Here is a 23563-nt window from a genome sequence, read left to right as displayed (position 1 = left end):
CTCAAATTTTATGAGTTTGTCTCAATACCCCCACCCACCGGAAAATCCCTTCATCAATTTGAGCACGCTGAAGGGACGAGACATGGCACTGGCACACAACCTGGGCTTTCCACACATTGGCGGCGACCGCGAACTGCGGGCCCGCCACTGGCAAGTGCAGAAAGACGCGGGTATCGAACTGCTGCCAGTCGGCGACTGTGCCCAGCATGGGTACGCGCTGAGCACCGATGACCAGCCGTTTGCCCTCAACTGGGAACCCCTGTTCGAAGAAGTGCAGCATGCCAGCGCGCTGGGCCATGCAGTCAAGCCAGTCGTGATCGGCCCATTGACCTACCTGTGGCAAGGCCAGGCCTGTAGCGCCGACTTCGACAAGCTGGAACTGCTCGACCGCCTGCTGCCCCTGTATGACCACGTCCTCAACCGCTTGGCGGCGCTGGGCGTTGAATGGGTGCAGATCGACGAACCGATCCTCGCCCAGGAGCTGCCGCAGGACTGGAAAAACGCCTACGAGCGCGTCTACAACATCCTTCAGCGTGCACCGCTGAAGAAGCTGATTGCCACCTACGCCGGTGGCCTCGATGGCAACCTCGGCCTGGCCGCCAACCTGCCGGTCGATGGCCTGCATATCGACCTGGTGCAGGCGCCTGAGCAGTATCAGGCCATTCTCGACCGCCTGCCGGCCTACAAGGTGCTGTCGCTGGGCGTGGTCGATGGCGGCGATGCCGCGCCGTGCGACCTGGGACGCACGCTTGACCTGCTGCACGATGCCCATGAGCGTCTGGGTGAACGGCTGTGGCTGGCGCCGGCCCGCTCGCTGGCGCAAAGCCCGGTGGAAGTGGCTGTGCAGAAGTGCCAGGAAGTGGCTGCGCTGGCCGCTGCGCTGGAGCAGGCCCGAATCGCTGCCTGATCATTTGCGCTTAAACAAACCTTGAAACATTTGCGCTGCCTGGGAGCGGGCTTGCCCGCGAAGAGGCCGGCACAGGCAATCCAAACCTCCTAGAATGCCGACTCCGATCAAATCCACAGGGAAGTGATGCGATGCGCATTCTGGTAGTCGGCGCCAGCAAAGGGCTGGGCAAGGCATTCATGGAGGGGCTGGGCAAACCCGGCGATACATTGATCGGTGTGTCGCGCCAGGAGCCTGCGGCCGTAAACACCGGCCAGGACATCCAGGCCCAGTGGATCGAAGCCGATCTCGGTCAACCGGCCGCCGCAGTAGAGGCCATTGTCGCAGCAGTGGCAGAGGGTGGCGTGGATACGCTGATCTACAACCTCGGCCTGTGGGAGGCCGAGGCCTTCGAGGCGCACTACAGCTTCCTCGAAGACCGCGATGTGGAATTGCAGCGCATGGTCGACTGCAACATCACCGCGACCATCCTGCTGATCAAGCGTCTGCTGCCGCTGCTGCTCGCAAGCGAAAAACCACGCATCATTCTTACTGGTTCCACCTCGGGCCTGCCGCAGAGTGGTCGCCCGGAAGTGACCTTTGCTGCGTCCAAGTTCGCCCTGCGCGGCATTGCCGAGGCGTTGCGAGAGGGCTATCGCGGGCAGGGGCTTGGGGTGACATGCCTGAACCTTGGGTACCTGAATACCGAGGACAGCCTGGATGTGCCGTTGGCTGAAGCCGTGGCGCGTGGGGAAGGCGGGCTGATACCGCTGCACGATGTGGTGCTGATGGTGAGAACGCTACTGGAGCTGTCGGCGGCGAGCTATGTGCGGGAGCTGACCTTGCCGGCTATTGCCGATGAGCGGTTCTAAAGCGTTGTAAGCAGGCCCGGCCTCTTCGCGGGCTTGCCCGCTCCCACAGGTGATCGCACAAGTTTCGGGGTTTGTGCAGTACTTGTGGGAGCGGGCAAGCCCGCGAAGAGGCCGGGCCTGCTCATATCAACCCAGGATCAACGCTCGATCGCCAGCGCCACCCCTTGCCCGCCACCAATGCACAAGGTGGCCAAGCCCTTCTTCACATCCCGCTTGATCATCTCGTGCAGCAAGGTCACCAGCACCCGGCACCCGGAAGCCCCAATCGGGTGCCCCAGGGCAATCGCCCCGCCATTCACGTTGACCCGTGCCGCATCCCACTCCAGCGCCTTGCCCACCGCCAGGGCCTGGGCGGCAAAGGCTTCGTTGGCTTCGATCAGGTCCAGGTCAGCCAACTGCCAGCCGGCCTTGTCCAGGCATCGCTGGGTCGCCGAAACCGGGCCAATACCCATGATCGCCGGGTCTACCCCGGCACTGGCATAGGCCGCAATCTTCGCCAGCACTGGCAGGCCCAAAGCCTTGGCCTTGTCGGCGCTCATCAGTAGCACGGCGGCTGCACCGTCATTCAGGCTGGAGGCATTGCCAGCGGTGACGCTACCGTCCTTCTTGAAGGCCGGGCGCAGCTTGCCCAGTGATTCGGCGGTGGTGTCCGGGCGCGGCTGCTCGTCACGGGCGAACACTTTCGGCTCGCCCTTTTTCTGCGGCAGCACGATCGGGGTGATTTCCGCGTCGAAGCGGCCGGCCTCGATCGCTGCGACAGCTTTGCGTTGCGATTCGGCGGCAAAAGCGTCCTGCTGTTCACGGCTGAGGCTGTACTTGTCCACAAGGTTCTCGGCGGTGATGCCCATGTGGTAGTCGTTGAAGGCATCCCACAGGCCGTCGCTGATCATGCTGTCGATCAGATGGCCATGGCCCATGCGCTGGCCGGTACGGGCCGAGGGCATCACGTACGGTGCAAGGCTCATGTTCTCCTGGCCACCGGCAATCACCACCTCGGCGTCGCCACAGCGAATGGCCTGGGCGGCCAGGTGCAAAGCCTTCAGGCCCGAGCCGCAGACTTTGTTCAGGGTCAGCGCCGGTACGCTGAAGGGCAGGCCGGCCTTGATCGCGGCCTGGCGGGCCGGGTTCTGCCCGGCGCCGGCGGTGAGCACCTGGCCGAGGATGACTTCGTCAACCTGCGCCGGGTCCAGCCCGGTCTGCTCCAGCAGGCGCTTGATCACGGCGGCGCCGAGGTCGACCGCAGGCACAGTGGCCAGGGCGCCCTGGAAGCTGCCGATGGCGGTACGGGTTGCGGCGACGATGACCACGTCGTTCATGTTGTTGTTCTCCGTGCGATGGGCGTAGTGCCCAAGCATCGGTGGCTTTGGCTCATTTGTTAAGTTTGTTTTTCTTTCAGATTGATGTGAAAAGCCAATCAATGAGCGCCGGGTGCTCTATCCGACTAAGCTGATTCTCGTGCTGTTTTCATTCAACCGAATGGAGCTCATTCCCATGCGCATCCTGATAGCCCTGTTTATCCTGATCGGCAGCAGCACAGCATTCGCCGCCACCCAATGCACCACCGCCGACAAAAGCACCTGGCAAGACCAGGAAAAATTCCAGGCGCAGCTCAAGGAACAGGGCTACAAGATCAACAAGTTCAAGGTCACCAAGGGCAACTGTTACGAGATCTACGGTTTCGACAAGGATGGCCGCAAGGTCGAGATCTACCATGACCCGGTGACTGGCAAGGCGGTCAAGTCCGAGTACCACGATTGAACAACGACGGCACGGTACAGTTGTGGGACCCGCTCCTGCGGCTGTGCCATCTGTCCATTGCCGGTGTGTTCTTCGCTGATTACTTTTTCAATGAAGAAGGTGACGACTGGCACCAGTGGCTGGGGTATTACGCACTGGCCTGTGTAGTGGTGCGCCTGGTCTGGGGCTTTGTCGGGCCACGCAGTGCGCGCTGGGCCGACTTCTGGCCTACCCCGGCGCGGCTGGCGGCACATGCCCGTGCGCTGGTGCGCGGCGAGCCGTATCACCGCCTCGGTCATTCGCCGATAGGCGCCCTGGTAATGCTGTTGATGCTGACCGGCATCGCAGGCATGGTCCTGACCGGGTGGGCATCGCAAGAGGTGGATGCCTTGTGGGGCGAGGACTGGCCGACCGATGTACACAGTTGGTTGGCCGATGCGGTGCTGGTGTTGGTGTGTGTGCATGTGTTGGCGGCCATCGTCGAGAGCGTGCGCCTGCGCGAGAACCTGCCGTGGTCGATGATTACCGGGCGTCGTCGGCGCCGCGATTAGGTAAACCTGCACCGGCCTCTTCGCGGGCTTGCCCGCTCCCACAGTGACCGCACAAGTCCCGGGGCGGGTGAAGTACCTGTGGGAGCGGGCGTGCCCGCGAAGAGGACGGTTCAGGCAAACCCGGTTTTGCATCCCCATGATCACCCCGTAATATGTGTCGGATAACCTGCGGGGGTAGTCTCACCCTCTGATCAATCGGAATCGCCCCAAGCGGCGCTTCCCCGGCATAAACCTGACGAGGTACAGACATTGGCCATCATTCATCCTAAGGTTCGCGGTTTCATCTGCACCACGACTCACCCGAAGGGCTGCGAGCTCAACGTCCGTGACCAGATCGAAGCCACCCGCAAGCTGGGCGTGCGCGAGGATGGCCCGAAGAAGGTCCTGGTCATCGGCGCTTCCAGCGGCTACGGCCTGGCGGCCCGCATCACCGCGGCGTTCGGCTTCAAGGCCGACACCCTGGGCGTGTTCTTCGAAAAACCAGGCACCGAGACCAAGGCCGGCACTGCTGGCTGGTACAACGCTGCGGCGTTCGACAAGTTTGCCAAGGCCGAGGGCCTGTACAGCAAGTCGATCAACGGTGACGCCTTCTCTGATGAAGCCCGTGCCAAGGTCATCGAGCTGATCAAGAACGAAATGGGTGGCAAGGTCGACCTGGTGATCTACTCGCTGGCATCGCCTGTGCGCAAGCTGCCGCAGACCGGCGAAGTGATTCGTTCGGCACTCAAGCCCATCGGCCAGCCGTACAAGTCGACCGCCATCGACACCAACAAGGACACCATCATCGAGGCCAGCATCGAGCCGGCTACCGAGCAGGAAATCGCCGACACCGTTACCGTCATGGGTGGCCAGGACTGGCAGCTGTGGATCGACGCCCTGGCTGGCGCCAACGTGCTGGCCGAAGGCGCCCGTACCGTGGCCTTCAGCTACATCGGCAGTGACATCACCTGGCCAATCTACTGGCACGGTGCACTGGGCCAGGCCAAGCAGGACCTGGACGAAACTGCCCTGCGCCTGAACCAGAAACTGGCTGGTGAAGTGAAAGGCGGCGCCAACGTGGCGGTGCTGAAGTCGGTGGTCACCCAGGCCAGCTCGGCCATTCCGGTGATGCCGCTGTACCTGTCGATGGTCTTCAAGATCATGCAGGAGAAGGGCGTTCACGAAGGCACCCAGGACCAGCTGGACCGTATGTACCGCGACCGCATGTACCGCGCTGACGGTGCGCCGGCCGAAGTCGACGAGAAGGGCCGCCTGCGCCTGGACGACTGGGAACTGCGCGACGACGTACAGGACGCATGCAAGGCCCTGTGGCCAACCGTGACCACCGAGAACCTGTTCGACCTGACCGACTATGCCGGTTACAAGAAGCAGTTCCTCAACCTGTTCGGCTTCGAGCGCGCTGACGTCAACTACGACGAAGACGTGGCTACCGATGTGAAGTTCGACTGCGTCGAGCTGTAATCGGGTAAGCCTGTACCGGCCTCTTCGCGGGCTTGCCCGCTCCCACAAGGATTTTCACAGGGCCTGAAGGCAGTGAAATACCTGTGGGAGCGGGCAAGCCCGCGAAGAGGCCGGTACAGGCCACAAATTCTTTGCTAGCTTTGGCGCACAACAACAGGGAATGTGCCATGAGCAGCCTCACCCAGCCCGCCACTGCCTTTCGCCACCCCGCAGCCGACGGTTACAGCCTCGGCGGCTTCATCTGGCGCCACGCCCAACCTGACTCCCAGCGCCCGCTGGTGATCATCAACGCTGCCACCTCGGTACGCTGCCGCTACTACTCGCGTTTTGCCGACTACCTGTTCGCCCACGGCTTTGATGTGCTGACCTACGACTACCGTGGCATCGGCGAATCCCGCCCGGCTTCGCTGCGTGGTTTTCAGGCCACCTGGAGCGATTGGGGCCGGCTGGATTTCGAAGCCATGCTGGCGCATGCGGTCGAACATTTCCCCGGCCAGCCGGTGGACGTTGTAGGGCACAGTTTCGGCGGCTGTGCAGTGGGGCTGGCGCCCTCCGCAGGCCAGGTACGTCGGGTTGTGATGGTGGGCGCGCAGTTCGCCTACTGGCGCGACTACGCGGCCGGCCAGCGTTGGCAGCTGTTCGGCAAATGGCATGTGGTAATGCCGCTGCTGACCCGGGTTTTCGGCTACTTCCCCGGCAAGCGACTGGGTTGGCTGGAGGACACCCCAGCGGGCGTGGTGCATGACTGGATCACCCGAACCCCGCGTTATGAACACCGGCCCAGCGGGCGGGCGTTGACGGCATTACCGTTCGCCCAGGTGCGGGCGGCGACGCTGGCGATCAGCCTGACTGACGACCCGTTTGGCACGGTGGCAGCAACCGAGCGGTTGTTGAGTTATCTACAGGGTGCCCGGCACCTGCGTATCGCACCTGTGGATATCTCGGTGGAGGAGATTGGCCATTTCGCGTTTTTTCATGACCGCTTTCGCGAAACCCTGTGGCCGGTTGCCATGCAGTGGTTGCAGCGGGGCGGCCTGCAGGGCGGGGAGCCGGGTACTGTCTTGCATTGATGTCGGCATTGATATCCTGGGGCCGCGCTGCAGCCCATCGCGACGCAAGGCCGCTCCTACAAGGGAACGCGATCACCTGTAGGAGCGGCCTTGTGTCGCGATGGGCTGCAAAGCAGCCCCGACAGTCTCAAGCCTTGCGCGCCAGAGGCTGCCCGGCAAACTTCACCCCAGCCAGCCCATGCTTGATCAGCGCACGGATATTGCCATGGTCACTGCCCTCAGGCGTGGCCACCACATCACGGTAATGCTCGCCAAAGGCCAGCAGCGCTTCCTGATCGCTCAGCCCTTCCAGCAGTGCCAGGCCCAGGGTCTTGCACGAACCTTCGTTCTGCCCTGCAGCATTCTCCACGCCACCATTGTTGAACGCCTGAGGCTGGTAGCTGTAATTGTCGGCAATGAACGCCAGGGTGTCGGCAAATACATGTTGGCCGCCGGCCAGGCTGGCGCGCAGGGTATTCAGATCAGTCACGAGGTTTTCCTTTTTCGAACGCCGCTTGTTGATCGGCGCTGGCTTCTTTCTGGTATTGGGCTTTCCACTCGGCGTAGGGCATGCCGTACACCGCTTCGCGGGCGTCATCCAGGCTCAGGTCGAGCTGGCGCTCGTCGGCCGCGGCCTTGTACCACTTGGACAGGCAGTTGCGGCAGAAACCGGACAGGTTCATCAGGTCGATGTTCTGTACGTCGGTGCGTTTTTGCAGGTGTTCGACCAGGCGCCGGAACGCGGCGGCCTCGAGTTCGAGCTGTTGCTGTGGGGTCATGGGCGTCTCTCAGGTCATGCGGTTCTTCAGGTGGCGGCCACCGTTGATGACCACCTGGCTGCCAGTGCTGTACTGGCTGGCAAGCAGGTACTTGACGGTCTCGATCAGTGGGCCGGCGCCGGGTTCGAATTCCAGCAAGGCCTTTTTCAGGGTTTGCTGGCGGTAGGCTTCATCGCCCCCTTCCTTGAGGATCAGCAGCCCGGGCAGGATACCGTTCACATGCACCTTGGGCGCATATTTTTCGGCAAACGACAGCACCATGTTCTGCAACGCGGCCTTGGTGGCGGCGTAGCCGATGTGGCTTTTGCTGCCGCGCGATGAGGTTTCGTCGCAGATGTGGATGATGTCGGCTTTATCCACCTTGGCCAGCAGGTCGCCCAGGGCCAGGTTGAGGTGGTAGGGCGCTTCGACGTGCAGGCGGAACATGGTCTCGAGGTTGTCGAGGCCGTCGTCCAGCCACAGCGAGGCATTGTGGATGATGGCGCGCAGGCCGTCGTAATGGTTGTGCAGGTGGTCGATCAGGGCCTGGCGGTCGGCCGCCTGGCACAGGTCGGCCTGGAACTGCACGATGTTCGGGTGGGCCGTGTGTGGTTGGACGCTGCGGCTGGCACTGACCACCGTATGGCCGGCCTGTGCCAGTTCAAGGGCCAGGGCCAGCCCGACGCGCTGGCTGGCTCCGGTAACGAGAATGGGGCTGTTCATGTTCGGGGCGGTCAACTGTCTGTCCTTTGATTGCCGCCCAGCATACCCGAACTGTTTCCCTGTTGTATGGCCTGGCCTCAGCGGCTGCGCAAGGCGCCAGCGGTGGCCGGTGAGGCATGCAGCCAACTGGCCAGCAGCCGCGTGGACAGCGGGATGAACAGGTACACCATCACTGGCGTCAGGGCCAGGGTGCTGAGCAGTACCCGTGGCACCATGTCCAGTGGCGCCAGCCAGTGGCTGAACAGCAGGTTGAACGCCAGCGAAACCGGAAAAAAGGCCAGCCAGATAGCCACAGCCTGCTTCCAGCGTGGTGGTTTTTGCACCGTATTGGTGCCAAACCAGTCGTCGATACCGCTGACGCGCGCCTCTTTGGGGCGTTCGAACAGGCCATTGCCACGTTGCAACCAGGCGCGGCGCGAGGCGGAATGCTCCCAGGCATGCAGGGTGGGTTCGTCGCTGAAGCGGAAGATGATCTGGAATTCGTCGCCATCGCTGGGCGGGGCGAGGATGCCCGAGCCGAGGTAGCCGGGGAAGTCGGTGGCCAGCTGTTCGCCTTCATGCAGCCAGGCCAGCAGGTCCTGGTAGCGGCCATGGGCGGCGCGGCGCGACACCATCAGGGTGACGGGTGGGGTAGACATCGTGTATCTCCTGGCAACGGGGCTGGCGGGTAGCTGGCCCCTTTGGCTGCGTGGCCCGGGGTGGTGGGCAACGCAGGCGTGCATGCAAGAATCGGGCGCGCATTATCGCGCATGTGCAATGTTCGGCAAAAATCAGGCGGCAAACGGTTGCCTCCTGCGATCGGTGTCGTCGTAGTAGAATACGCGTTCAACTTGCGCACCCAGGGTAAACCGTGCAGATGAACGAACAGGGACGTAATCGGCTGATCGAGCAAGCACTTGATCAGCTGGAGCTGTTTCCGATCCGTGAGGTCTCCCGCCTGACGGGTGTCAATGCCGTGACCCTGCGCGCCTGGGAGCGCCGCTACGGGCTGATCCGGCCAACCCGCACCGACAGTGGCCACCGCCTGTATTCCCAGGCTGATATCGACGACATCCGGCGCATCCTCGGCTGGCTGGAGCGTGGTGTGGCAGTCAGTAAAGTCGGCAGCATCCTCGCTCGCGGCCATGCCCTGGCCGGGCAGGCGGGTGACACAACCGGCGCTTGGCTGCGCTGGCAGCAGCAGATTCGCCAGGCGCTGCAACGCTTCGATGTGGCCGGCCTGGACAGGCTGTACGACGAAGTATTTGCGGCCAATACCCTGGACCAGGTGTTCGCCGAGGTGTTCATGCCTGTGTGGCACGATCTGGCGGCCGGGCAGGGCGAGTACGGGCAGACCAGCGAGTGGCTGTTCCTCGACCAGTTCCTGCGCGGCCGGGTGTTTGCCCGCATGCAACTGGCCCATACGCCCCGTAGCCGCACCGTGCTGTTGGCAGCGCTGCCGGGATTGCGTCATGAACTGGAGTTACTGGTGGCCAGCCTGACCCTGGGTAGCGATGACGTTGGCGTGACCACCCTGGCGGCCGGGCAGCCGCTGCAGGAGCTGGCACTGGCCTGTGAGCGCCTGAGGCCGGACGCCTTGGTGCTGTTATCGCACCAGCCGCCAACGGCTGAGGTCTGCCGGCGCCTGGTGCGTCTGGTGGCAGGGTTGCATTGCCCGCTGTTGCTGGCCGGTGAGGCGTCGGAAGTGGCACAGGAAAGCCTGGCAGGCAGCCCGATTGCCTGCCTGGGGGCGCAGGGCAGTGTGATGCGTCAGCGGTTGCGGCAGTTTCTGGCCGGTCAGCTCGACACCTGAGTGTGCAGGTCGGGGTGGGCCTGGCGATGGGCCTGGAGGATATAGTCGCGCAGACGCTCGATTTCTTCGGCCGGGCTTTGGCTGAGGTCGTAGGCGGCCAGGTCCGGGCCGATGCGCCGGCCCAATACGCCATGCAGTTCGATCGGGCTGATGCCGTCCGGGGCGAAGCGCAACTCGAAGCGCGAAGGCGCCGCTGGCAAATCGCGTATCTCCAGCAGTACACCTTTAAAGGAAATGTCGCGAACCCACAGGCCGCTTTGCTGATCATGGCTATCGAGCAGCGGGCTGGGCGTTTCCATCGACAGGCGCCAGGCGCGCAGCATGGGGCCATCTTCGTAGATTTCCGGTGAGCCCAGTTGCAGGTGCAGGGCGTGGAACTCGTCTTCCACCAGTTGCAGCGGGAAGCTGATCTGCTGGTTGTTGAACTGGGCCTGCAAGGTCACCTGTTCGTTGGCCACCAGGCGGGTCAGCATGCTTTGGATGCGACGGTCGCCATTGACCAGCAGGCTCGACATGGAGTCGGCCAGGTTCAGCTGCGGCGAATGCTGCATGCTCTGGATGAAATCCAGTTCGTCCTGGGTCAGGAGCGCGTCTGCTTGCATGATCGAACTCGGTGGTGGCGATTTCTTCAACGGAATTGACCATGCGTGGCGTACTTGGTTCAGGCGCGTTCGTCGGGTTTCAGACCGGCGCGCAGTTCGGCCAGTTCCCGCTCCAGTGCGACCATGCGGCTGACGTCCTTCTGAATGCCGATGAAGTAGGTGCGCTGTTCAGCGTCGAGCCTGACTGGGGTAATCGATAGCTCGTTCCAGAACGCGCTGCCATCCTTGCGGTAGTTGCGCAGCACTTCGCGACAGGGGCGGCCTTCGGTCAGCGCCTTGCGGATGCGGGCACGGCCAAGCTGGTCACGGTCTTCGGCCTGCAGGAAGCGGCAGTCCTGGTAGAGGATTTCGTCACGGCTGTAGCCGGTCAGGCGTTCGAAGGCGGCGTTCACGTAGATCAGGATGGTGTCGTCGCCTTCCTGTTCGGTGACGACGATCCCGTCATTGGACGCATCGACCATCGATTGCAGCAATTGCGCGTTGATCATGTTCGGGCCATTGGGCAAAGAGGGGCTGAAGACGGCGACTTTGGTAGAGGCGGCCTTTTGCCAGCGCTGGATGCTAGTATCCTACGTTTTCACTCAGTTTCGGAATCCTCTACCTGATGAAAGTCGCCATTATTTCCGGATCGGTCTATGGCACCGCCGAAGAAGTCGCCCGCCACGCCGAATCGCTGCTCAAGGCGGCGGGCCTGCAGGCCTGGCATGCTGCACGTGCCACCCTGCAGGACCTTGAAGGTTTTGCCCCTGACGCCTTGCTGGCCGTGACCTCGACCACTGGCATGGGCGAATTGCCGGACAACCTGATGCCGCTGTTCTGCGCCATTCGCGACACCCTGCCAGCCGCCTGGCGTGGCCTGCCGGGTGCGGTGATTGCGCTGGGTGATTCCAGTTATGGCGACACCTATTGCGGGGGTGGCGAGCAGATGCGCGAGTTGTTTGCCGAGTTGGGTGTGCGCGAAGTGCAGCCGATGCTGCGCCTGGATGCGAGCGAGACGGTGACCCCGGAGGCCGATGCAGAGCCTTGGTTGGCTGAGTTGGCGCAAGCGTTGAAAGCCTGATCCATGTCCCCAGCCTGACCCGGCCTCTTCGCGGGCACGCCCGCTCCCACAGGAAAATCACCAAACCTGAGGGCAGTGGATGTCCCTGTGGGAGCGGGCGTGCCCGCGAAGAGGCCAGCAAGGCCAGTTCATTCCTTGCTGTCAGAAACCGGCCACTCGCGCAACAACGCCAACCACGCCTGCGCCGCCCGCGACAGGTAGGCCCCGCGCCGCCAGATGAATGCAATATCCCAGCGCAGGTCTTGCGGCGAGCGCAGCGGTAAACGCACCACCCCAGGGCGCTCCAGCGCTTTTGCCACCACCCGCGGCAGCAGCACCACCCCTTGGCCGGCCGCCACCAGCGCCGCCAAGAAATCCGCCTGGCCACTGCGCCCGCCTTCCTTCGGGGTAAACCCTTGCAGCTGGCACGCCTTCAGCAGCCGGTCATTGAGCACGAAGCTGCGCTGATACAGCAGGAACGGCGTATCGGCCAGTTGCCCCAGGTTCACCCCGTCCAGATCCGCCAAGGCATGGCCAGCCGGCAGCAGGGCGTCCAGCGGTTCGTTGCAGAATGGCTGGTAGTCGAACCCATCGTCGCTGGGCGTCAGGCTGCCACCCAGTTCCAGTTCGCCACTTCTGACCGCTTGCTCGACGCTACGGCTGCCGCCTTCGAGCAACTGGATCGCAATGTTCGGGTGACGCCGTCGATACTCGGCGAACAACCCGGCGAACAGGGCGTCACTGCCCAGCATCGGCAGGCCCAGGCGCAGTTCACCGCGCTCCATCTGGCTGAGGTCATCCAGTTCGTTCAGCAGCGCCTGGCGCTGGCGCAGCAGGGCTTCACCGCGCTCCAGCACGATGCGCCCGGCAGCCGTCAGGTGCAGCTGCGAGGCTTGGCGCTCCAGCAGCGGCTGGCCCACATCTTGCTCCAGCTGGGCCACCTGTTTGCTGACGGCTGACTGGCTGATGTGCAGCGTCTGCGCCGCCTGGGTAAAACCACCGCGGTAAACCACTTCGATAAAGCTGCGCAGCTGTTTGAATTCCATAGCCTGAATTCCATTCTGGAATAGTGATCAGTCTAACAATTCGCTTCTGGCCTAGGCAGCCGAATCTTAAAATGAGGGCCTGTCGAGGAACCCCCCCATGAAACCCGCGTTACTGAAAAAAGCCCTGCGGCTGCTCGTCGAACTGGCGATTCTTTGTGCCTTGTTCCTGCTTGGCGGCAAACTTGCCACGTGGCTTGGCTGGCCAATCCCCGGTGGGGTGATGGGCCTGGCGCTGTTGCTGATACTGTTTGCCTCGGGTGCGCTCAAACCGGCCATGCTGCAACTGGGCGCCGGCTGGCTGATGGCCGAAATGCTGCTGTTCTTCATTCCGGCACTGATGAGCTTGCTCGACTACGGCGCGCTGATTCGCGATGAGGGCTGGCGCATCTTGCTGGTGATTGCCGTGAGCACGCTGATGGTCATGGTCGTAACCGCACTCACCGTGGAACTGGTGTGCCGCTGGGGGTTGCGCCATGAGCCTTGAGCCCATGCCGTTGTTCTGGCTGGCCCTGACCTTGCTGGCTTACCTTGGCAGCCGCTGGCTGTACCGGCGCAGCGGGCGTTACCTGCTGTCACCGCTGATTCTGGTACCGGTGCTGTTGCTGGCGGTGGCGGTGCCGCTGCACACCGCCTATGCCGAATATGCGCGCAACACCCACTGGTTGATGAGCGTGCTCGGCCCGGTAACCGTGGCCTTTGCGGTGCCGATCTGGCAGCAGCGGGCGATGCTGGCGCGCCACTGGCCGGCACTGATGGTGGGCATGGTGGCCGGCAGCAGTGCTTCAATCGCCAGCTCATGGGGGCTGGCGCACCTGCTGGCGCTGGACAGCGCGACAAGTTTGTCGCTGGTGCCGCGTTCGATCACTACGCCGTTTGCCATGCCATTGGCCCATGACCTGGGCGGGATACCGGAACTGACGGCGGTGTTCGTGATGTTCACCGGCGTGCTCGGCGCCATGTTCGGTGGTGTGCTGCTGCGTTGGTTGCCGCTGCGCACCCCGTTGGCACGGGGCGCGCTGTTTGGCGTTGGTGCGCATGGCGCAGGGGTGAGCCGGGCACAAGAGGTCGGCCGTGAAGAAGGTTCGGTGGCCGGCCTGGTCATGGTCCTGACCGGGTTGTTGAACCTGTTCGCGGCACCGCTGCTGGCCATGCTGCTCTGACCGTTCTTGCCACTGACTCGCACAGTCATCAAGCTGGCTGGCAACGCAAGTTCCAGCCTTCGGGCTGCTGGCTAGAATTTGCCTCGACATAGAGAGCACATGTATGTGCCGAGGTGACATGCAATGACCGCAGCCTTGCCCTATTCCGTCCCTTTTACTTCACCGGGTTACTTCTGATGCCTATGGCCGAAATTCCATTGTGCGTCTGGCGTACCCGGGGCCAAAGTTTCGACTTCCGGGGCCAGAGCATCCGCTACTGGACCGCAGGGCAAGGAGAGCCCCTGCTTCTGTTACACGGCTTCCCCACGGCCAGTTGGGACTGGCACTACCTGTGGGGGCCCTTGAGCCAACGCTTCCGGGTGATCGCGTGCGACATGCTCGGCTTTGGTGACTCGGCCAAACCCGTCGATCACGCCTACAGCATCATGGAGCAAGCTGACTTGCAGCAGGCCCTGCTTGGCCATTTGCAGGTCGACCAGCCGGTGCACCTGCTGGCCCACGATTACGGCGGCAGCGTGGCGCAAGAACTGTTGGCGCGGCACCATGAACAGTCCGCCGACATTGCCAGTTGCGTGTTCCTCAACAGTGGGTTGTTCCCGGAAAGCTGCCGCATGCTGCTGATCCAGAAGCTGCTGCTCAGCCGGTTCGGCTGGCTGGTGGGGCGCTCGTTCGGGCGTGACGACCTGGTGCGCAACGTGACCCAGGTGTACGGCCCTTGCACCCACCCCAGTGAAAGTGCCCTGGATGATTTCTGGAGCCTGATCGCCACCAACCGGGGCACGCGTATCCTGCACAAACTGGTGGGCTACATGCCCGAGCGCAGGTTGCACCGCGAGCGCTGGGTCGGGGCGATGCAGCGCAAGGGCGTGCCGCTGCGCTTCATCAATGGTGTGGTCGACCCGCTTTCCGGTGCGCACATGCTGGAGCGTTACCGGCAACTGGTGCCCGAGCCGGACACCGTGCAGTTGCAGGGTATTGGCCACTACCCGCACACCGAGGCGCCGGTACAGGTGCTGCGCCACTACCTGGCCTTTCGTGAACAACCGCTGAACTATTACCCGCAGAAGGTCGCGTGGTCCTGACCGGGCCTCATCGCCCTGCGTTATTGCCAGGCATTCAGCCTGCGTGAGCTTGATTGTCCGCCTGCCGCTGGCGGCGGACACTCGGCTGACCTGAACCTGCCTGGAGCCATGAGCATGAGCGAGCCTGTCCGTCTGCAAGATCGCGTGGTGATCGTTACCGGAGCCGGCGGTGGCCTGGGCCGTGCCCATGCGCTGCTGTTTGCCGCGCGTGGGGCCAAAGTCGTGGTCAACGATCTCGGCGGGTCTACCCACGGTGAAGGTGCCAGTGCTTCGGCTGCCGACCGGGTGGTGGCAGAGATCCGTGCAGCCGGTGGCATTGCCATCGCCAACCATGACTCGGTAAGCCAGGGCGCGCGTATTGTCGAGCAGGCGCTGGACACTTTTGGCCGTGTGGATGTGCTGGTGAACAATGCCGGCATCCTGCGTGACAAGACCTTCCACAAGATGGACGACAGCGACTGGGAGCAGGTGTACCAGGTGCATGTCGAAGGGGCCTTCAAAGTCACCCGCGCCGCCTGGCCCCACCTGCGCGAGCAGAATTGGGGGAGGGTGATCTTTACCGCTTCGACCTCGGGCATCTACGGCAACTTCGGCCAGGCCAACTACGGCATGGCCAAGCTGGGCCTGTACGGCTTGACCCGCACCCTGGCGATCGAAGGGCGCAAGCACGGCATCCTGGTCAACGCCATTGCCCCCACGGGAGGCACACGCATGACCGAAGGGCTGATCCCTCCCCAAGTCTTCGAGCGGCTCAAGCCCGAGTTGGTCAGCCCGCTGGTGGTGTATCTGGGCAGTGAGCAGTGCCAGGGCACGGGTGAGCTGTTCGAGGTGGGTGGCGGCTGGGTGGGCAAGGTGCGCTGGGAGCGTAGCCTGGGGGTGGGCTTTGATCCGCGTGAAGGGTTTACCCCCGAGCAGGTGGCGCAGAACTTGGCGCGGATTGGTGATTTTGAGGGGGCGGTGCACCCGCAGGACAGTTTGCAGGCGTTGCAGCAGATGATGGCCAACTTGCAGAAGTACCCGCTGGGTTGAATCCTGTACTGCCTGTGCTGGCCTCTTCGCGGGCTTGCCCGCTCCCACAGGGATATCACTGCCCTCAGGCCTGGTGATATCCCTGTGGGAGCGGGCAAGCCCGCGAAGAGGCCAGCGCAGGCAGAAGATCATTCAGGGCAAAAAAAAGGCCGCTGCAAGCCGCAGCGGCCAATCGAGACGTCAGATCAAGGAGCTTCAAAATCTACGTCGGTGAACCTCGCAGGCCTGAAGAGCGGGGGGAAGAGCCCTTCATGCCGTGCCAGTGAGGTAAGAATAAGCGCTTGATCCCGGAGGAAAAATAGCCGCTTATGACATTCACCTTTACGTATCGGGCAATAGTGCCGCAGGCGCTCAGGCCGCCGGCGAATAGCCCATGCGCCAGCTGGTTTCCCGCGCTGCCGCCAGCAGCCGTTGCGCCGCCGGGCCATGTTCGTCGGCGTGAAAAATCGACGTCGGCCCGACCACGGTCATCACCGCAGCGATCTGCCCCATGGCATTGAACACGGGCGCCGAAAGCGCATCCACGCCCGGCATCAGCAGCCCGTGCACATGGTGCAGGCCACGTTCGCGAATGCCCGCCAGTACCGCCCGGTAATCGTCGGCACCTTGCTGCAAGGTGGCCAGCTCCCGGTCACGCAATTCCACGGTCTCGCGCTCGGGAAGGTAGGCGGCAAACACCAGGCCTGTGGAGGAGGTGAGCAGCGGCAGCACCGAGCCCATCTGCGTAACCACGGTCACTGCACGCACCGCCGGCTCAATGCTGACCACGGTCGCACCCTGGTTGCCCCACACCGCAATGAAGCAGCTCTCGTTGAGCTCGTCGCGCAGTTGCGACAACGGCAGCGCGGCAATCTTCAATACATCGATGCTGCCCAGCGCCGCCAGCCCCACCCGCAATGCTTCGCGGCCAAGGCCGTAATGGTTGGTGGCCGCATCCTGTTCGGCAAAGCCGCTGGCAATCAGCGCCTGCAAGTAACGGTGCACCTTGCTCGCTGGCATTTGCACATGCTCGGCCAGGCGTGACAGCGAGGTGGAAGGGGAGAGTTCGGCAAGGGCCTTGAGGATGTCGGTGCCGACCTCCGCCGAGCGAACTTTCTGCTTGCCGTTGTCGGCGGGGGAGCTGGCTTTGGCCATGGACATCTTCTTCCGGATTCTTCGAGTCGCGCCTTTATAGCTTGACGCCAGGCGCGTAGCAAATTACGTTATTCGTAATCCGATTACGATAAAAACAATGCAGACGCGCTGTCACCCCACACCGGGCCAGCAGCCAGCTGCCAGCAACGGCTCGGCCAGAGCCCGGAGGCATCGATGAATCGCGACACCTCACCCGACCTTTCCTACCTCAGCGGCTTTGGCAACGAATTTGCCAGCGAAGCACTGCCAGGGGCCCTGCCGGTCGGGCAGAACTCGCCACAGAAGGCGCCTTATGGGCTGTATGCCGAGCTGCTTTCGGGCACGGCGTTCACCATGGCCCGCAGCGAGCTGCGCCGTACCTGGCTGTACCGCATCCGCCCGTCGGCGTTGCACCCGCGCTTCGAGCGCCTGGCGCGTCAACCGCTGACCGGGCCGCTGGGTGGCATCAACCCGAACCGCCTGCGCTGGAGCCCCCAGCCGATTCCTGCAGAGCCAACCGATTTCATCGAAGGCTGGCTGCCGATGGTGGCTAACGCCGCAGCGGAAAAACCGGCTGGCGTGAGCATCTACATCTACCGCGCCAACCGCTCGATGGAGCGGGTGTTTTTCAACGCCGATGGTGAGCTGCTGCTGGTGCCGGAACAGGGGCGCCTGCGCATTGCCACGGAACTGGGCGTGATGGAGGTCGAGCCGCTGGAAATCGCGGTGATCCCACGCGGCATGAAGTTCCGCGTTGAACTGCTCGACAGCCAGGCCCGCGGCTATATCGCTGAAAACCACGGCGCGCCGCTGCGCATTCCGGACCTGGGCCCGATTGGCAGCAACGGCCTGGCCAACCCGCGCGACTTCCTTACCCCGGTAGCGCACTACGAAGAGGCCGAAGGGCCGGTGCAACTGGTGCAAAAATTCCTCGGCGAGCATTGGGCCTGCGAACTGCAGCACTCGCCGCTGGATGTGGTTGCGTGGCACGGCAGCAACGTACCGTACAAATACGACCTGCGCCGCTTCAACACCATCGGCACCGTCAGCTTCGACCACCCTGACCCGTCCATCTTCACTGTGCTGACGTCGCCCACCAGCGTGCATGGCCTGGCCAACATGGACTTCGTGATCTTCCCGCCGCGCTGGATGGTGGCGGAGAACACCTTCCGTCCGCCATGGTTCCACCGCAACCTGATGAACGAGTTCATGGGCCTGATCAACGGTGCCTACGACGCCAAGGCCGAAGGCTTCCTGCCCGGTGGCGCCTCGCTGCACGGAGTGATGAGCGCCCATGGCCCCGATGCCGAAACCTGCGAAAAAGCCATAGCCGCCGACCTGGCGCCGCACAAGATCGACAACACCATGGCCTTCATGTTCGAGACCAGCCAAGTGCTGCGCCCGAGCCTGCAAGCCCTCGAATGCCCGCAATTGCAGGCCGACTACGATAGTTGCTGGGCCACCTTGCCGAGCACCTTCAACCCGAACCGGAGATAACCCATGAACCACACTGCCAATGCCCGTAGCTGGGTCGAGCACGCCAACGGGCACAGCGACTTCCCGCTGCAGAACCTGCCGTTGGGCATCTTCAGCCGGCCGGGTGAAGCCAGGCGCTGTGGCGTGGCCATCGGTGACGCGATCCTGGACCTGGAGGCGGTGCTGGCCGCCGACCTGTTTGACGGTGCCGCCAAGGCTGCCGTCGAGGCCACCCGTGGCGGGGCGCTGAACGCATTCTTCGCATTGGGCCGCAGTGCCCGTGTGGCGCTTCGCGAGCGCCTGCAGGTGCTGCTGGGCGAGCACAGCGAACACCAGCCGGCCTTGAGCGCGGCCCTGTACCCTGCCAGCGCCTGCCAGCTGCATGTGCCAGCGCAGATCGGTGACTACACCGACTTCTACGTAGGCATCGAGCACGCCAAGAACGTGGGCAAGCTGTTCCGCCCCGACAACCCGCTGCTGCCCAACTACAAGTACGTGCCGATCGGTTACCACGGCCGCGCCTCCACCATTCGCCCGTCTGGCACCGATGTGCGCCGCCCCAAGGGCCAGACCCTGCCGGCCGGCCACAGCGAGCCAAGCTTCGGCCCTTGCGCCCGGCTGGACTACGAACTGGAGCTGGGCATCTGGATTGGCCAGGGCAATGACATGGGCCAGGCGATTGCGGTAGGTGACGCCGCCGAGCACGTGGCTGGCCTGTGCCTGCTCAATGACTGGTCGGCACGCGACATCCAGGCGTGGGAATACCAGCCGTTGGGGCCGTTCCTGTCCAAAAGCTTCATCACCACCATTTCGCCCTGGGTGGTTACCGCCGAAGCGCTGGAGCCGTTCCGCTGCGCCCAGCCGGCACGCCCGGAGGGCGACCCGCAGCCACTGTCGTACCTGCTGGACAAGCGCGACCAGGCCGCCGGTGCTTACGATATCGAACTTGAAGTGCTGCTACTGACCCAGCGCATGCGCGAACAGGGCGTTGCCCCGCACCGCCTGACCCTGAGCAACACCCGCAGCATGTACTGGACCGTGGCCCAGCTGGTGGCGCACCACAGTGTCAACGGCTGCCAGCTGCAATCGGGCGACCTGTTCGGCTCGGGCACCTTGTCGGGCGCCACGCCGGGTTCGTTCGGCAGCCTGCTGGAGATAACCGAAGGCGGCAAGCTGCCGGTGGAGCTGGCCAGCGGCGAGGTGCGCAAGTTCCTTGAAGACGGCGACGAAATCATCCTGCGTGCCCGCTGCACGCGTGATGGCGTGGCCAGCATCGGCTTCGGCGAATGCCGCGGCACGGTCATCGCGGCCAACTGAGGAGGGGCGGGCATGGAGCTGTACACCTACTACCGTTCCACCTCGTCCTACCGGGTGCGCATTGCCCTGGCACTGAAGGGGCTGGCCTACCAGTCCCTGCCGGTCAACCTGTTGCAGGGTGAGCAGCGCGGGGCGGGCTATGTTGCCGTCAACCCGCAGGGCCGCGTACCGGCCTTGCGCACCGACGGCGGTGAATTGCTGGTGCAGTCACCCGCGATCATCGAGTACCTGGAAGAGGTTTATCCACAGCCGGCACTGCTGCCGGCCGCGCCAGAGGACCGCGCCAAGGTCCGTGGCGTGGCAGCAATCATCGGTTGCGACATTCATCCGTTGCACAACGTCAGTGTGCTCAACCGGCTGCGCCAGGCGGGGCAGGACGAGGGCCAGGTCAACCAGTGGATCGGCCATTGGATCAGCCAGGGTCTGGCGGCGGTGGAGCAATTGATTGGTGATGATGGCTATTGTTTCGGTGAGCAACCGGGGCTGGCGGATGTGTACCTGATTCCGCAGCTGTATGCCGCCGAACGTTTCAACATCGACCTGGGCGGCTTCCCGCGTATCCTTCGGGTTGCCGCACTGGCGGCCGCTCACCCGGCGTTCGCCAAGGCACACCCTGCACAGCAGCCGGACAGCCCGGCTCAGTGAAGCGACCGGTTCGCCGTCGGAAGCTTGCCGATACGTTCGGACAGCTTCAGGCGCTGGACCGGGTCTTCGGTCAGCAGTAACGCATGCTCCAGGTCGAAGCGCTCAGCCTGCGGGCAATCCAGATGCTGGTACAGCGAGGCGCGGGTTACGTAGTCGCTGACCTGTACCGGGCCCAACTGCATGATCCGCTCGGCATCGATCAAGGCGGCCAGGTGGTCGTCGTTGCTGATGTGCAACTGGCGCAGGTTGCGTGACAGGCGTTGCAGCATTTGCAGCGGGCTGGCAGTGCGCATGTGCTCTGCCGTCAGCGCAACGTGTGGGCCGAACTGGCGGGCCAGCAGCTCACGGCAATCGTTGGGGTACAGGCGCCGGCCACCGCAGGGGTCGAGCAGGTGGTCGGCACCCGGCACGCGCAGCAGGAAATGGCCAGGAAAGCCCACCCCCTCCAGCGGAATGGCCAGGCGCGCGGCCAGCTCCAGGGCAAGGATGGCCAGGGTAAGCGGTTGGCCACGGCGGCGTTGCAGCACCTTGTCCATCATCGCCGCCTGCGGGCGCAGGGGGTGGTATTCATCCTGCTGGAAGCCCAGCGCATTGAGCTGGCGCAGCAGCGGCTGGGCCAGTTCGCACAGCGGTAGCATCGGCAGGTTGGTACTTATTTCCCGTTGCAGGGCGTGCAACGTGGCAAGGCTGGCCGCGGGGTCGACACTCCGGTCGTGCTCGGCGGCAATCCACAATGCGGCTTCCAGCAGGGCGACAGGCTCGCGTTCCAGGCAGGCCAGGCAGGCTTGACGTGGCTTCATGGGGGCTTCTCCACACACGCTTGAGTATTAGCCGTGGTGCGTGGTTTCGTCCAGTGGTCCGGCGGCGGCGCCAGCGCCGGGGCCGTGCCTATACTGGAGAAAGCACCTCATGGGGGGCCTGTCGATGTTCGCACTGATGCAAAGCACCCGTACCCAGTCCCTGCACCTGTTCAACGACCCGGCTACGGGCCTGAAAGCGGTTGTGGCGATTCACAGTGAGCAACTGGGCCCGGCCATGGGCGGTTGCCGCTACCTGCCCTATGCCGATGACGAAAGCGCCATGACCGACGCCATTCGCCTGGCCCAGGGCATGAGCTACAAGGCTGCACTGGCGGGCTTGCCGCTGGGTGGCGGCAAGGCGGTGATCATGCGCAACCCGCATGTGGAAAACCGCGCCGCGCTGTTCGAGGTATTCGGCCGCTTCATCGATACCCTGGATGGGCGTTTCATCATTGCCGTCGACAGCGGCACCTCGACCCTGGACATGGACTGCATTGCCCAGAGCACTCCGCATGTGACCAGCACCACGGCCTCGGGTGATCCCTCGCCGCATGCGGCGATGGGGGTATTTGCCGGTATTCGCGCCACATCCTACGCGCGGTTGGGCAGCTACAACCTCGAAGGCTTACGGGTGGCGGTGCAAGGGCTGGGCAATGTGGGCTATGCCCTGGCCGAGCAACTGCATGCAGCGGGGGCGGAACTGCTGGTCAGCGACCTGGACCCTGGGCGGGTGCGGCTGGCGGTGGACCAGTTCGATGCAAAACCTGTGACCAACGATGCGTTGATCAGCACCCCATGCGACATCTTTGCACCCTGCGGCGTCGGGCCGGTGCTGAACGGGCAGAGTGTGATGCAACTGCGTTGTGCGGCAGTGGCAGGCGCGGCAAACAACCAGCTGACCACCTTGCAGGTGGCCGACCAGCTGGAGTCGCGGGGGATATTGTATGCGCCCGACTACGTGATCAATGCCGGAGGGCTGATATACGTGGCGCTGACACATCGTGGCGCAGACCCGAGCACCATCACCGCGCACCTGGCGCGGATACCTTCACGGCTGACCGAAGTGTTTGGCCATGCGCAGGCGGAAAAGCGTTCGCCGGCGCGGGTGGCGCAGCTGTTGGCGGAGCGGTTGCTTTACGGTTGAAGTTCTATGTTGGCCTCTTCGCGGGCTCGCCCGCTCCCACATGAAATCGCGATCTCCTGTGGGAGCGGGCATGCCCGCGAAGCAAGCGGCGCCGATGTCACTCGGCTGCACCACCCTCGAGCAATTCGGCCAGTGCATCCGGCTGGCTCTTGAACGCCCGGGCGAACACATCGCGGTTCTTGGCCATGTAGATACCGGCTTCCTCAACCTGCTGCTCAGTCAGCGATGGCACTGCCTTGTGCAGCACTTCGGCCAGTCGCTCGGCCAGTTCGAGCATTTTGTCGTGACGGTCTGCTTCGGCCTTATCCATGAACAAGCGCTCCGGGTCGCGGCTGCTGCGGTACACCACTTCGACGGCCATTCATCACCTCTATGCCTTTTTGCTGGTTGTGTTGCGGTTTACTGTATGGGTGTACAGTAATGGCAATGTTGGTTGGTTCGCAAGCAGAAATTGTAGTAGCGGGGATTGGCGGGTGTCGGGCGCAACATTTTTTGCGCCTGTGAGATCGAGCGCCGCCCGCGCGGCGCTTCGCGGGGCAAGCCCGCTCCCACATTTGTTGCAACGTGGCCATGCCTGTGGGAGGGGCGTTGTCAGCCTTGGTGCATGTCTTGAGACAGGTGGGGCGGCAGCAGCGCCGTGGGGAAATTGAGTCGGCCCCACAAGGCAGGCAACCATGGCCTGACAGGTTTGGCACGTTGCAACAAATGTGGGAGCGGGCTTGCCCCGCGAAGCGCCGCGCGGGCGGCGCTCGATCTCACAGGCGCTGAAACTGTGATGGCGAACACACTGAGGCCTTCATGCAACCTCAAGCCAACCCCTCACTGCGTCATCCCCAATTCGGCATCATCCATCAGTGCCTTGGCCATCGCACTCAGGTAGTGGGCAGCCCAGATCATCATCGGTTTCTCGTCCATCAGGCCGGTGATGGTCAGTTCGCGTACATAGCCCATCAGTTCGGATGATTGCTCGCGGGCGTCGCGGCACGGGATGCCGGGTTCGATGCGAAACAGTGGGTGGGTGCCGTTTTCGCCCTGGTAGAAAGTGGTTTTGCCGACGGTGAATTGGGTGTCTTCTGTTGCCATTGTTCATTCCCCTGAAAATTGGTGTCTGGTCTGGCTAAAAAAAGCCGGCGCACACGAGGTGCCCCATGACAGCTGCCATAAAGGCAAAGCCATGTGGTTAGTTCAGGGCGGCCTGTCAAAGCCGATCGTTGATTGGCAACGACCACCCAAGACTAGTCGGCATTGCCTAACACCACAATGGCAGGGTGTGTCTTTGGG

General features: G+C 63.4%; 28 protein-coding genes. 16 read left to right on the top strand and 12 right to left on the bottom strand.

Annotated features, from left to right (window positions below; genetic code table 11):
* The first annotated feature begins 82 nt into the window (after positions 1 to 82).
* Both ACIQUI_RS10710 and ACIQUI_RS10705 read left to right on the top strand, forming a co-directional pair.
* Complete coding sequence (locus tag ACIQUI_RS10710; protein ID WP_403197997.1) at positions 83 to 907, top strand: 5-methyltetrahydropteroyltriglutamate--homocysteine methyltransferase; 825 nt, start codon at positions 83 to 85, stop codon at positions 905 to 907.
* Positions 908 to 1038: 131 nt separating this feature from the next.
* Positions 1039 to 1758, top strand: coding sequence for an SDR family NAD(P)-dependent oxidoreductase (locus ACIQUI_RS10705; RefSeq protein WP_403197994.1), 720 nt, complete (start codon positions 1039 to 1041; stop codon positions 1756 to 1758).
* A gap of 137 nt (positions 1759 to 1895) precedes the next feature.
* Here the strand turns inward: ACIQUI_RS10705 and ACIQUI_RS10700 are convergent, their stop codons facing one another.
* Positions 1896 to 3074 carry an acetyl-CoA C-acetyltransferase gene (locus ACIQUI_RS10700; protein WP_403197992.1) on the bottom strand — a complete coding sequence of 393 codons (1179 nt, stop codon included), beginning with the start codon at positions 3072 to 3074 and terminating at the stop codon, positions 1896 to 1898.
* A 175-nt stretch (positions 3075 to 3249) separates the two neighbouring features.
* Here ACIQUI_RS10700 and ACIQUI_RS10695 point away from each other — a divergent pair, with 175 nt between their 5' ends.
* The 4 genes from ACIQUI_RS10695 to ACIQUI_RS10680 all read left to right on the top strand — a co-directional run bounded on the left by ACIQUI_RS10695 (position 3250) and on the right by ACIQUI_RS10680 (position 6577).
* Entirely contained in the window at positions 3250 to 3516 is a 267-nt protein-coding gene (locus ACIQUI_RS10695) for a PepSY domain-containing protein (RefSeq protein ID WP_105947006.1), read from the top strand.
* Positions 3513 to 4046 (top strand): cytochrome b/b6 domain-containing protein, encoded by a 534-nt coding sequence (locus tag ACIQUI_RS10690; RefSeq protein WP_403197990.1) that lies wholly within the window; start codon positions 3513 to 3515, stop codon positions 4044 to 4046. The genes ACIQUI_RS10695 and ACIQUI_RS10690 overlap by 4 nt, the downstream gene beginning before the upstream one ends.
* A gap of 249 nt (positions 4047 to 4295) precedes the next feature.
* Positions 4296 to 5507, top strand: coding sequence for an enoyl-ACP reductase FabV (gene fabV, locus ACIQUI_RS10685; protein WP_403197987.1), 1212 nt, complete (start codon positions 4296 to 4298; stop codon positions 5505 to 5507).
* A 167-nt stretch (positions 5508 to 5674) separates the two neighbouring features.
* Positions 5675 to 6577 (top strand): alpha/beta fold hydrolase, encoded by a 903-nt coding sequence (locus tag ACIQUI_RS10680; protein ID WP_403197986.1) that lies wholly within the window; start codon positions 5675 to 5677, stop codon positions 6575 to 6577.
* Positions 6578 to 6704: 127 nt separating this feature from the next.
* Here the strand turns inward: ACIQUI_RS10680 and ACIQUI_RS10675 are convergent, their stop codons facing one another.
* The 4 genes from ACIQUI_RS10675 to ACIQUI_RS10660 form a co-directional block, all read right to left on the bottom strand.
* The gene (locus ACIQUI_RS10675) at positions 6705 to 7046 is read right to left on the bottom strand and encodes a HopJ type III effector protein (protein WP_403197984.1); all 342 of its coding nucleotides are present in this window, start codon (positions 7044 to 7046) and stop codon (positions 6705 to 6707) included.
* A complete protein-coding gene (locus ACIQUI_RS10670) occupies positions 7039 to 7335 on the bottom strand; it encodes a DUF1244 domain-containing protein (protein ID WP_003260708.1) in 297 nt (98 codons plus the stop codon). Before ACIQUI_RS10670 ends, ACIQUI_RS10675 begins: the two co-directional genes overlap by 8 nt.
* Positions 7336 to 7344: 9 nt before the next feature.
* Positions 7345 to 8037 (bottom strand): dihydromonapterin reductase, encoded by a 693-nt coding sequence (folM, locus tag ACIQUI_RS10665; RefSeq protein ID WP_403198102.1) that lies wholly within the window; start codon positions 8035 to 8037, stop codon positions 7345 to 7347.
* A gap of 77 nt (positions 8038 to 8114) precedes the next feature.
* A complete protein-coding gene (locus ACIQUI_RS10660; RefSeq protein WP_403197982.1) occupies positions 8115 to 8675 on the bottom strand; it encodes an antibiotic biosynthesis monooxygenase in 561 nt (186 codons plus the stop codon).
* Between the two features lie 218 nt (positions 8676 to 8893).
* On the opposite strand from ACIQUI_RS10660, the gene ACIQUI_RS10655 reads away from it, so the two are divergent.
* On the top strand, positions 8894 to 9829 hold the full coding sequence (locus ACIQUI_RS10655) for a MerR family transcriptional regulator (RefSeq protein WP_403197979.1): 936 nt from the start codon (positions 8894 to 8896) through the stop codon (positions 9827 to 9829).
* Here the strand turns inward: ACIQUI_RS10655 and ACIQUI_RS10650 are convergent.
* Together ACIQUI_RS10650 and ACIQUI_RS10645 are read right to left on the bottom strand one after the other, a co-directional pair.
* Positions 9814 to 10431, bottom strand: coding sequence for a hypothetical protein (locus ACIQUI_RS10650; protein WP_403197978.1), 618 nt, complete (start codon positions 10429 to 10431; stop codon positions 9814 to 9816). The genes ACIQUI_RS10655 and ACIQUI_RS10650 overlap by 16 nt on opposite strands.
* Positions 10432 to 10490: 59 nt before the next feature.
* Positions 10491 to 10919: a PAS domain S-box protein gene (locus ACIQUI_RS10645; RefSeq protein WP_403197976.1), complete on the bottom strand. Its 429-nt coding sequence runs from the start codon at positions 10917 to 10919 to the stop codon at positions 10491 to 10493.
* A 116-nt stretch (positions 10920 to 11035) separates the two neighbouring features.
* On the opposite strand from ACIQUI_RS10645, the gene ACIQUI_RS10640 reads away from it, so the two are divergent.
* Positions 11036 to 11491, top strand: coding sequence for a flavodoxin (locus tag ACIQUI_RS10640; protein ID WP_403197973.1), 456 nt, complete (start codon positions 11036 to 11038; stop codon positions 11489 to 11491).
* 128 nt (positions 11492 to 11619) lie between these two features.
* On the opposite strand, the gene ACIQUI_RS10635 is transcribed toward ACIQUI_RS10640, so the two are convergent.
* Positions 11620 to 12516: a LysR family transcriptional regulator gene (locus tag ACIQUI_RS10635; protein WP_403197971.1), complete on the bottom strand. Its 897-nt coding sequence runs from the start codon at positions 12514 to 12516 to the stop codon at positions 11620 to 11622.
* Between the two features lie 97 nt (positions 12517 to 12613).
* Here ACIQUI_RS10635 and ACIQUI_RS10630 point away from each other — a divergent pair, with 97 nt between their 5' ends.
* From ACIQUI_RS10630 to ACIQUI_RS10615, 4 genes are all read left to right on the top strand, one after another.
* The gene (locus ACIQUI_RS10630; RefSeq protein ID WP_403197970.1) at positions 12614 to 13000 is read left to right on the top strand and encodes a CidA/LrgA family protein; all 387 of its coding nucleotides are present in this window, start codon (positions 12614 to 12616) and stop codon (positions 12998 to 13000) included.
* Positions 12990 to 13676 (top strand): LrgB family protein, encoded by a 687-nt coding sequence (locus tag ACIQUI_RS10625; protein WP_391127404.1) that lies wholly within the window; start codon positions 12990 to 12992, stop codon positions 13674 to 13676. Before ACIQUI_RS10630 ends, ACIQUI_RS10625 begins: the two co-directional genes overlap by 11 nt.
* Positions 13677 to 13852: 176 nt before the next feature.
* A complete protein-coding gene (locus ACIQUI_RS10620) occupies positions 13853 to 14758 on the top strand; it encodes an alpha/beta fold hydrolase (protein ID WP_403197966.1) in 906 nt (301 codons plus the stop codon).
* A 114-nt stretch (positions 14759 to 14872) separates the two neighbouring features.
* The gene (locus tag ACIQUI_RS10615) at positions 14873 to 15787 is read left to right on the top strand and encodes an SDR family oxidoreductase (RefSeq protein ID WP_403197963.1); all 915 of its coding nucleotides are present in this window, start codon (positions 14873 to 14875) and stop codon (positions 15785 to 15787) included.
* Between the two features lie 351 nt (positions 15788 to 16138).
* On the opposite strand, the gene ACIQUI_RS10610 is transcribed toward ACIQUI_RS10615, so the two are convergent.
* Positions 16139 to 16921 carry an IclR family transcriptional regulator gene (locus ACIQUI_RS10610; protein WP_403197960.1) on the bottom strand — a complete coding sequence of 261 codons (783 nt, stop codon included), beginning with the start codon at positions 16919 to 16921 and terminating at the stop codon, positions 16139 to 16141.
* A gap of 174 nt (positions 16922 to 17095) precedes the next feature.
* Between ACIQUI_RS10610 and hmgA the strand changes: the two genes are divergently transcribed.
* From hmgA to maiA, 3 genes are read left to right on the top strand one after another with little or no spacing between them, the layout of a single operon-like run.
* On the top strand, positions 17096 to 18397 hold the full coding sequence (gene hmgA, locus ACIQUI_RS10605; protein WP_403197957.1) for a homogentisate 1,2-dioxygenase: 1302 nt from the start codon (positions 17096 to 17098) through the stop codon (positions 18395 to 18397).
* Between the two features lie 3 nt (positions 18398 to 18400).
* Positions 18401 to 19693 (top strand): fumarylacetoacetase, encoded by a 1293-nt coding sequence (gene fahA / locus ACIQUI_RS10600; protein WP_403197955.1) that lies wholly within the window; start codon positions 18401 to 18403, stop codon positions 19691 to 19693.
* Between the two features lie 12 nt (positions 19694 to 19705).
* A complete protein-coding gene (maiA, locus tag ACIQUI_RS10595) occupies positions 19706 to 20338 on the top strand; it encodes a maleylacetoacetate isomerase (RefSeq protein WP_403197952.1) in 633 nt (210 codons plus the stop codon).
* Here the strand turns inward: maiA and ACIQUI_RS10590 are convergent.
* Positions 20332 to 21138: a SirB1 family protein gene (locus tag ACIQUI_RS10590; RefSeq protein WP_403197949.1), complete on the bottom strand. Its 807-nt coding sequence runs from the start codon at positions 21136 to 21138 to the stop codon at positions 20332 to 20334. The two genes, maiA and ACIQUI_RS10590, sit on opposite strands and share 7 nt — an antisense overlap.
* Positions 21139 to 21262: 124 nt before the next feature.
* On the opposite strand from ACIQUI_RS10590, the gene ACIQUI_RS10585 reads away from it, so the two are divergent.
* Entirely contained in the window at positions 21263 to 22282 is a 1020-nt protein-coding gene (locus ACIQUI_RS10585; protein WP_403197948.1) for a Leu/Phe/Val dehydrogenase, read from the top strand.
* 97 nt (positions 22283 to 22379) lie between these two features.
* Here the strand turns inward: ACIQUI_RS10585 and ACIQUI_RS10580 are convergent, their stop codons facing one another.
* Both ACIQUI_RS10580 and ACIQUI_RS10575 read right to left on the bottom strand, forming a co-directional pair.
* Entirely contained in the window at positions 22380 to 22643 is a 264-nt protein-coding gene (locus ACIQUI_RS10580) for a YebG family protein (protein ID WP_016489064.1), read from the bottom strand.
* 458 nt (positions 22644 to 23101) lie between these two features.
* Positions 23102 to 23365, bottom strand: a complete 264-nt coding sequence (locus tag ACIQUI_RS10575; protein ID WP_403197945.1) for a DUF3077 domain-containing protein — start codon at positions 23363 to 23365, stop codon at positions 23102 to 23104.
* Between the last annotated feature and the right edge of the window lie 198 nt (positions 23366 to 23563).

This window comes from Pseudomonas sp. NPDC090592 (assembly GCF_044769185.1).
Classification (GTDB): domain Bacteria; phylum Pseudomonadota; class Gammaproteobacteria; order Pseudomonadales; family Pseudomonadaceae; genus Aquipseudomonas.
The sequence above is the reverse complement of the archived record's forward strand: the minus strand, read 5'-3'. Positions and strand labels throughout refer to the sequence as shown.

Excerpts from the sequence above, each read along its gene's own strand:
- ACIQUI_RS10620 (WP_403197966.1), top strand. The coding sequence starts at position 13,853 with ATGCCTATGGCCGAAATTCCATTGTGCGTCTGGCGTACCCGGGGCCAA.
- ACIQUI_RS10705 (WP_403197994.1), top strand. The coding sequence starts at position 1,039 with ATGCGCATTCTGGTAGTCGGCGCCAGCAAAGGGCTGGGCAAGGCATTC.
- ACIQUI_RS10680 (WP_403197986.1), top strand. The coding sequence starts at position 5,675 with ATGAGCAGCCTCACCCAGCCCGCCACTGCCTTTCGCCACCCCGCAGCC.
- ACIQUI_RS10700 (WP_403197992.1), bottom strand. The coding sequence starts at position 3,074 with ATGAACGACGTGGTCATCGTCGCCGCAACCCGTACCGCCATCGGCAGC.
- ACIQUI_RS10610 (WP_403197960.1), bottom strand. The coding sequence starts at position 16,921 with ATGGCCAAAGCCAGCTCCCCCGCCGACAACGGCAAGCAGAAAGTTCGC.
- ACIQUI_RS10575 (WP_403197945.1), bottom strand. The coding sequence starts at position 23,365 with ATGGCAACAGAAGACACCCAATTCACCGTCGGCAAAACCACTTTCTAC.
- ACIQUI_RS10710 (WP_403197997.1), top strand. The coding sequence starts at position 83 with ATGGCACTGGCACACAACCTGGGCTTTCCACACATTGGCGGCGACCGC.
- ACIQUI_RS10630 (WP_403197970.1), top strand. The coding sequence starts at position 12,614 with ATGAAACCCGCGTTACTGAAAAAAGCCCTGCGGCTGCTCGTCGAACTG.
- fahA (WP_403197955.1), top strand. The coding sequence starts at position 18,401 with ATGAACCACACTGCCAATGCCCGTAGCTGGGTCGAGCACGCCAACGGG.
- ACIQUI_RS10580 (WP_016489064.1), bottom strand. The coding sequence starts at position 22,643 with ATGGCCGTCGAAGTGGTGTACCGCAGCAGCCGCGACCCGGAGCGCTTG.
- ACIQUI_RS10640 (WP_403197973.1), top strand. The coding sequence starts at position 11,036 with ATGAAAGTCGCCATTATTTCCGGATCGGTCTATGGCACCGCCGAAGAA.
- ACIQUI_RS10615 (WP_403197963.1), top strand. The coding sequence starts at position 14,873 with ATGAGCGAGCCTGTCCGTCTGCAAGATCGCGTGGTGATCGTTACCGGA.
- ACIQUI_RS10625 (WP_391127404.1), top strand. The coding sequence starts at position 12,990 with ATGAGCCTTGAGCCCATGCCGTTGTTCTGGCTGGCCCTGACCTTGCTG.
- ACIQUI_RS10585 (WP_403197948.1), top strand. The coding sequence starts at position 21,263 with ATGTTCGCACTGATGCAAAGCACCCGTACCCAGTCCCTGCACCTGTTC.
- folM (WP_403198102.1), bottom strand. The coding sequence starts at position 8,037 with ATGAACAGCCCCATTCTCGTTACCGGAGCCAGCCAGCGCGTCGGGCTG.
- ACIQUI_RS10645 (WP_403197976.1), bottom strand. The coding sequence starts at position 10,919 with ATGATCAACGCGCAATTGCTGCAATCGATGGTCGATGCGTCCAATGAC.
- ACIQUI_RS10670 (WP_003260708.1), bottom strand. The coding sequence starts at position 7,335 with ATGACCCCACAGCAACAGCTCGAACTCGAGGCCGCCGCGTTCCGGCGC.
- ACIQUI_RS10635 (WP_403197971.1), bottom strand. The coding sequence starts at position 12,516 with ATGGAATTCAAACAGCTGCGCAGCTTTATCGAAGTGGTTTACCGCGGT.
- maiA (WP_403197952.1), top strand. The coding sequence starts at position 19,706 with ATGGAGCTGTACACCTACTACCGTTCCACCTCGTCCTACCGGGTGCGC.
- ACIQUI_RS10660 (WP_403197982.1), bottom strand. The coding sequence starts at position 8,675 with ATGTCTACCCCACCCGTCACCCTGATGGTGTCGCGCCGCGCCGCCCAT.
- hmgA (WP_403197957.1), top strand. The coding sequence starts at position 17,096 with ATGAATCGCGACACCTCACCCGACCTTTCCTACCTCAGCGGCTTTGGC.
- ACIQUI_RS10590 (WP_403197949.1), bottom strand. The coding sequence starts at position 21,138 with ATGAAGCCACGTCAAGCCTGCCTGGCCTGCCTGGAACGCGAGCCTGTC.
- ACIQUI_RS10650 (WP_403197978.1), bottom strand. The coding sequence starts at position 10,431 with ATGCAAGCAGACGCGCTCCTGACCCAGGACGAACTGGATTTCATCCAG.
- ACIQUI_RS10695 (WP_105947006.1), top strand. The coding sequence starts at position 3,250 with ATGCGCATCCTGATAGCCCTGTTTATCCTGATCGGCAGCAGCACAGCA.
- ACIQUI_RS10655 (WP_403197979.1), top strand. The coding sequence starts at position 8,894 with ATGAACGAACAGGGACGTAATCGGCTGATCGAGCAAGCACTTGATCAG.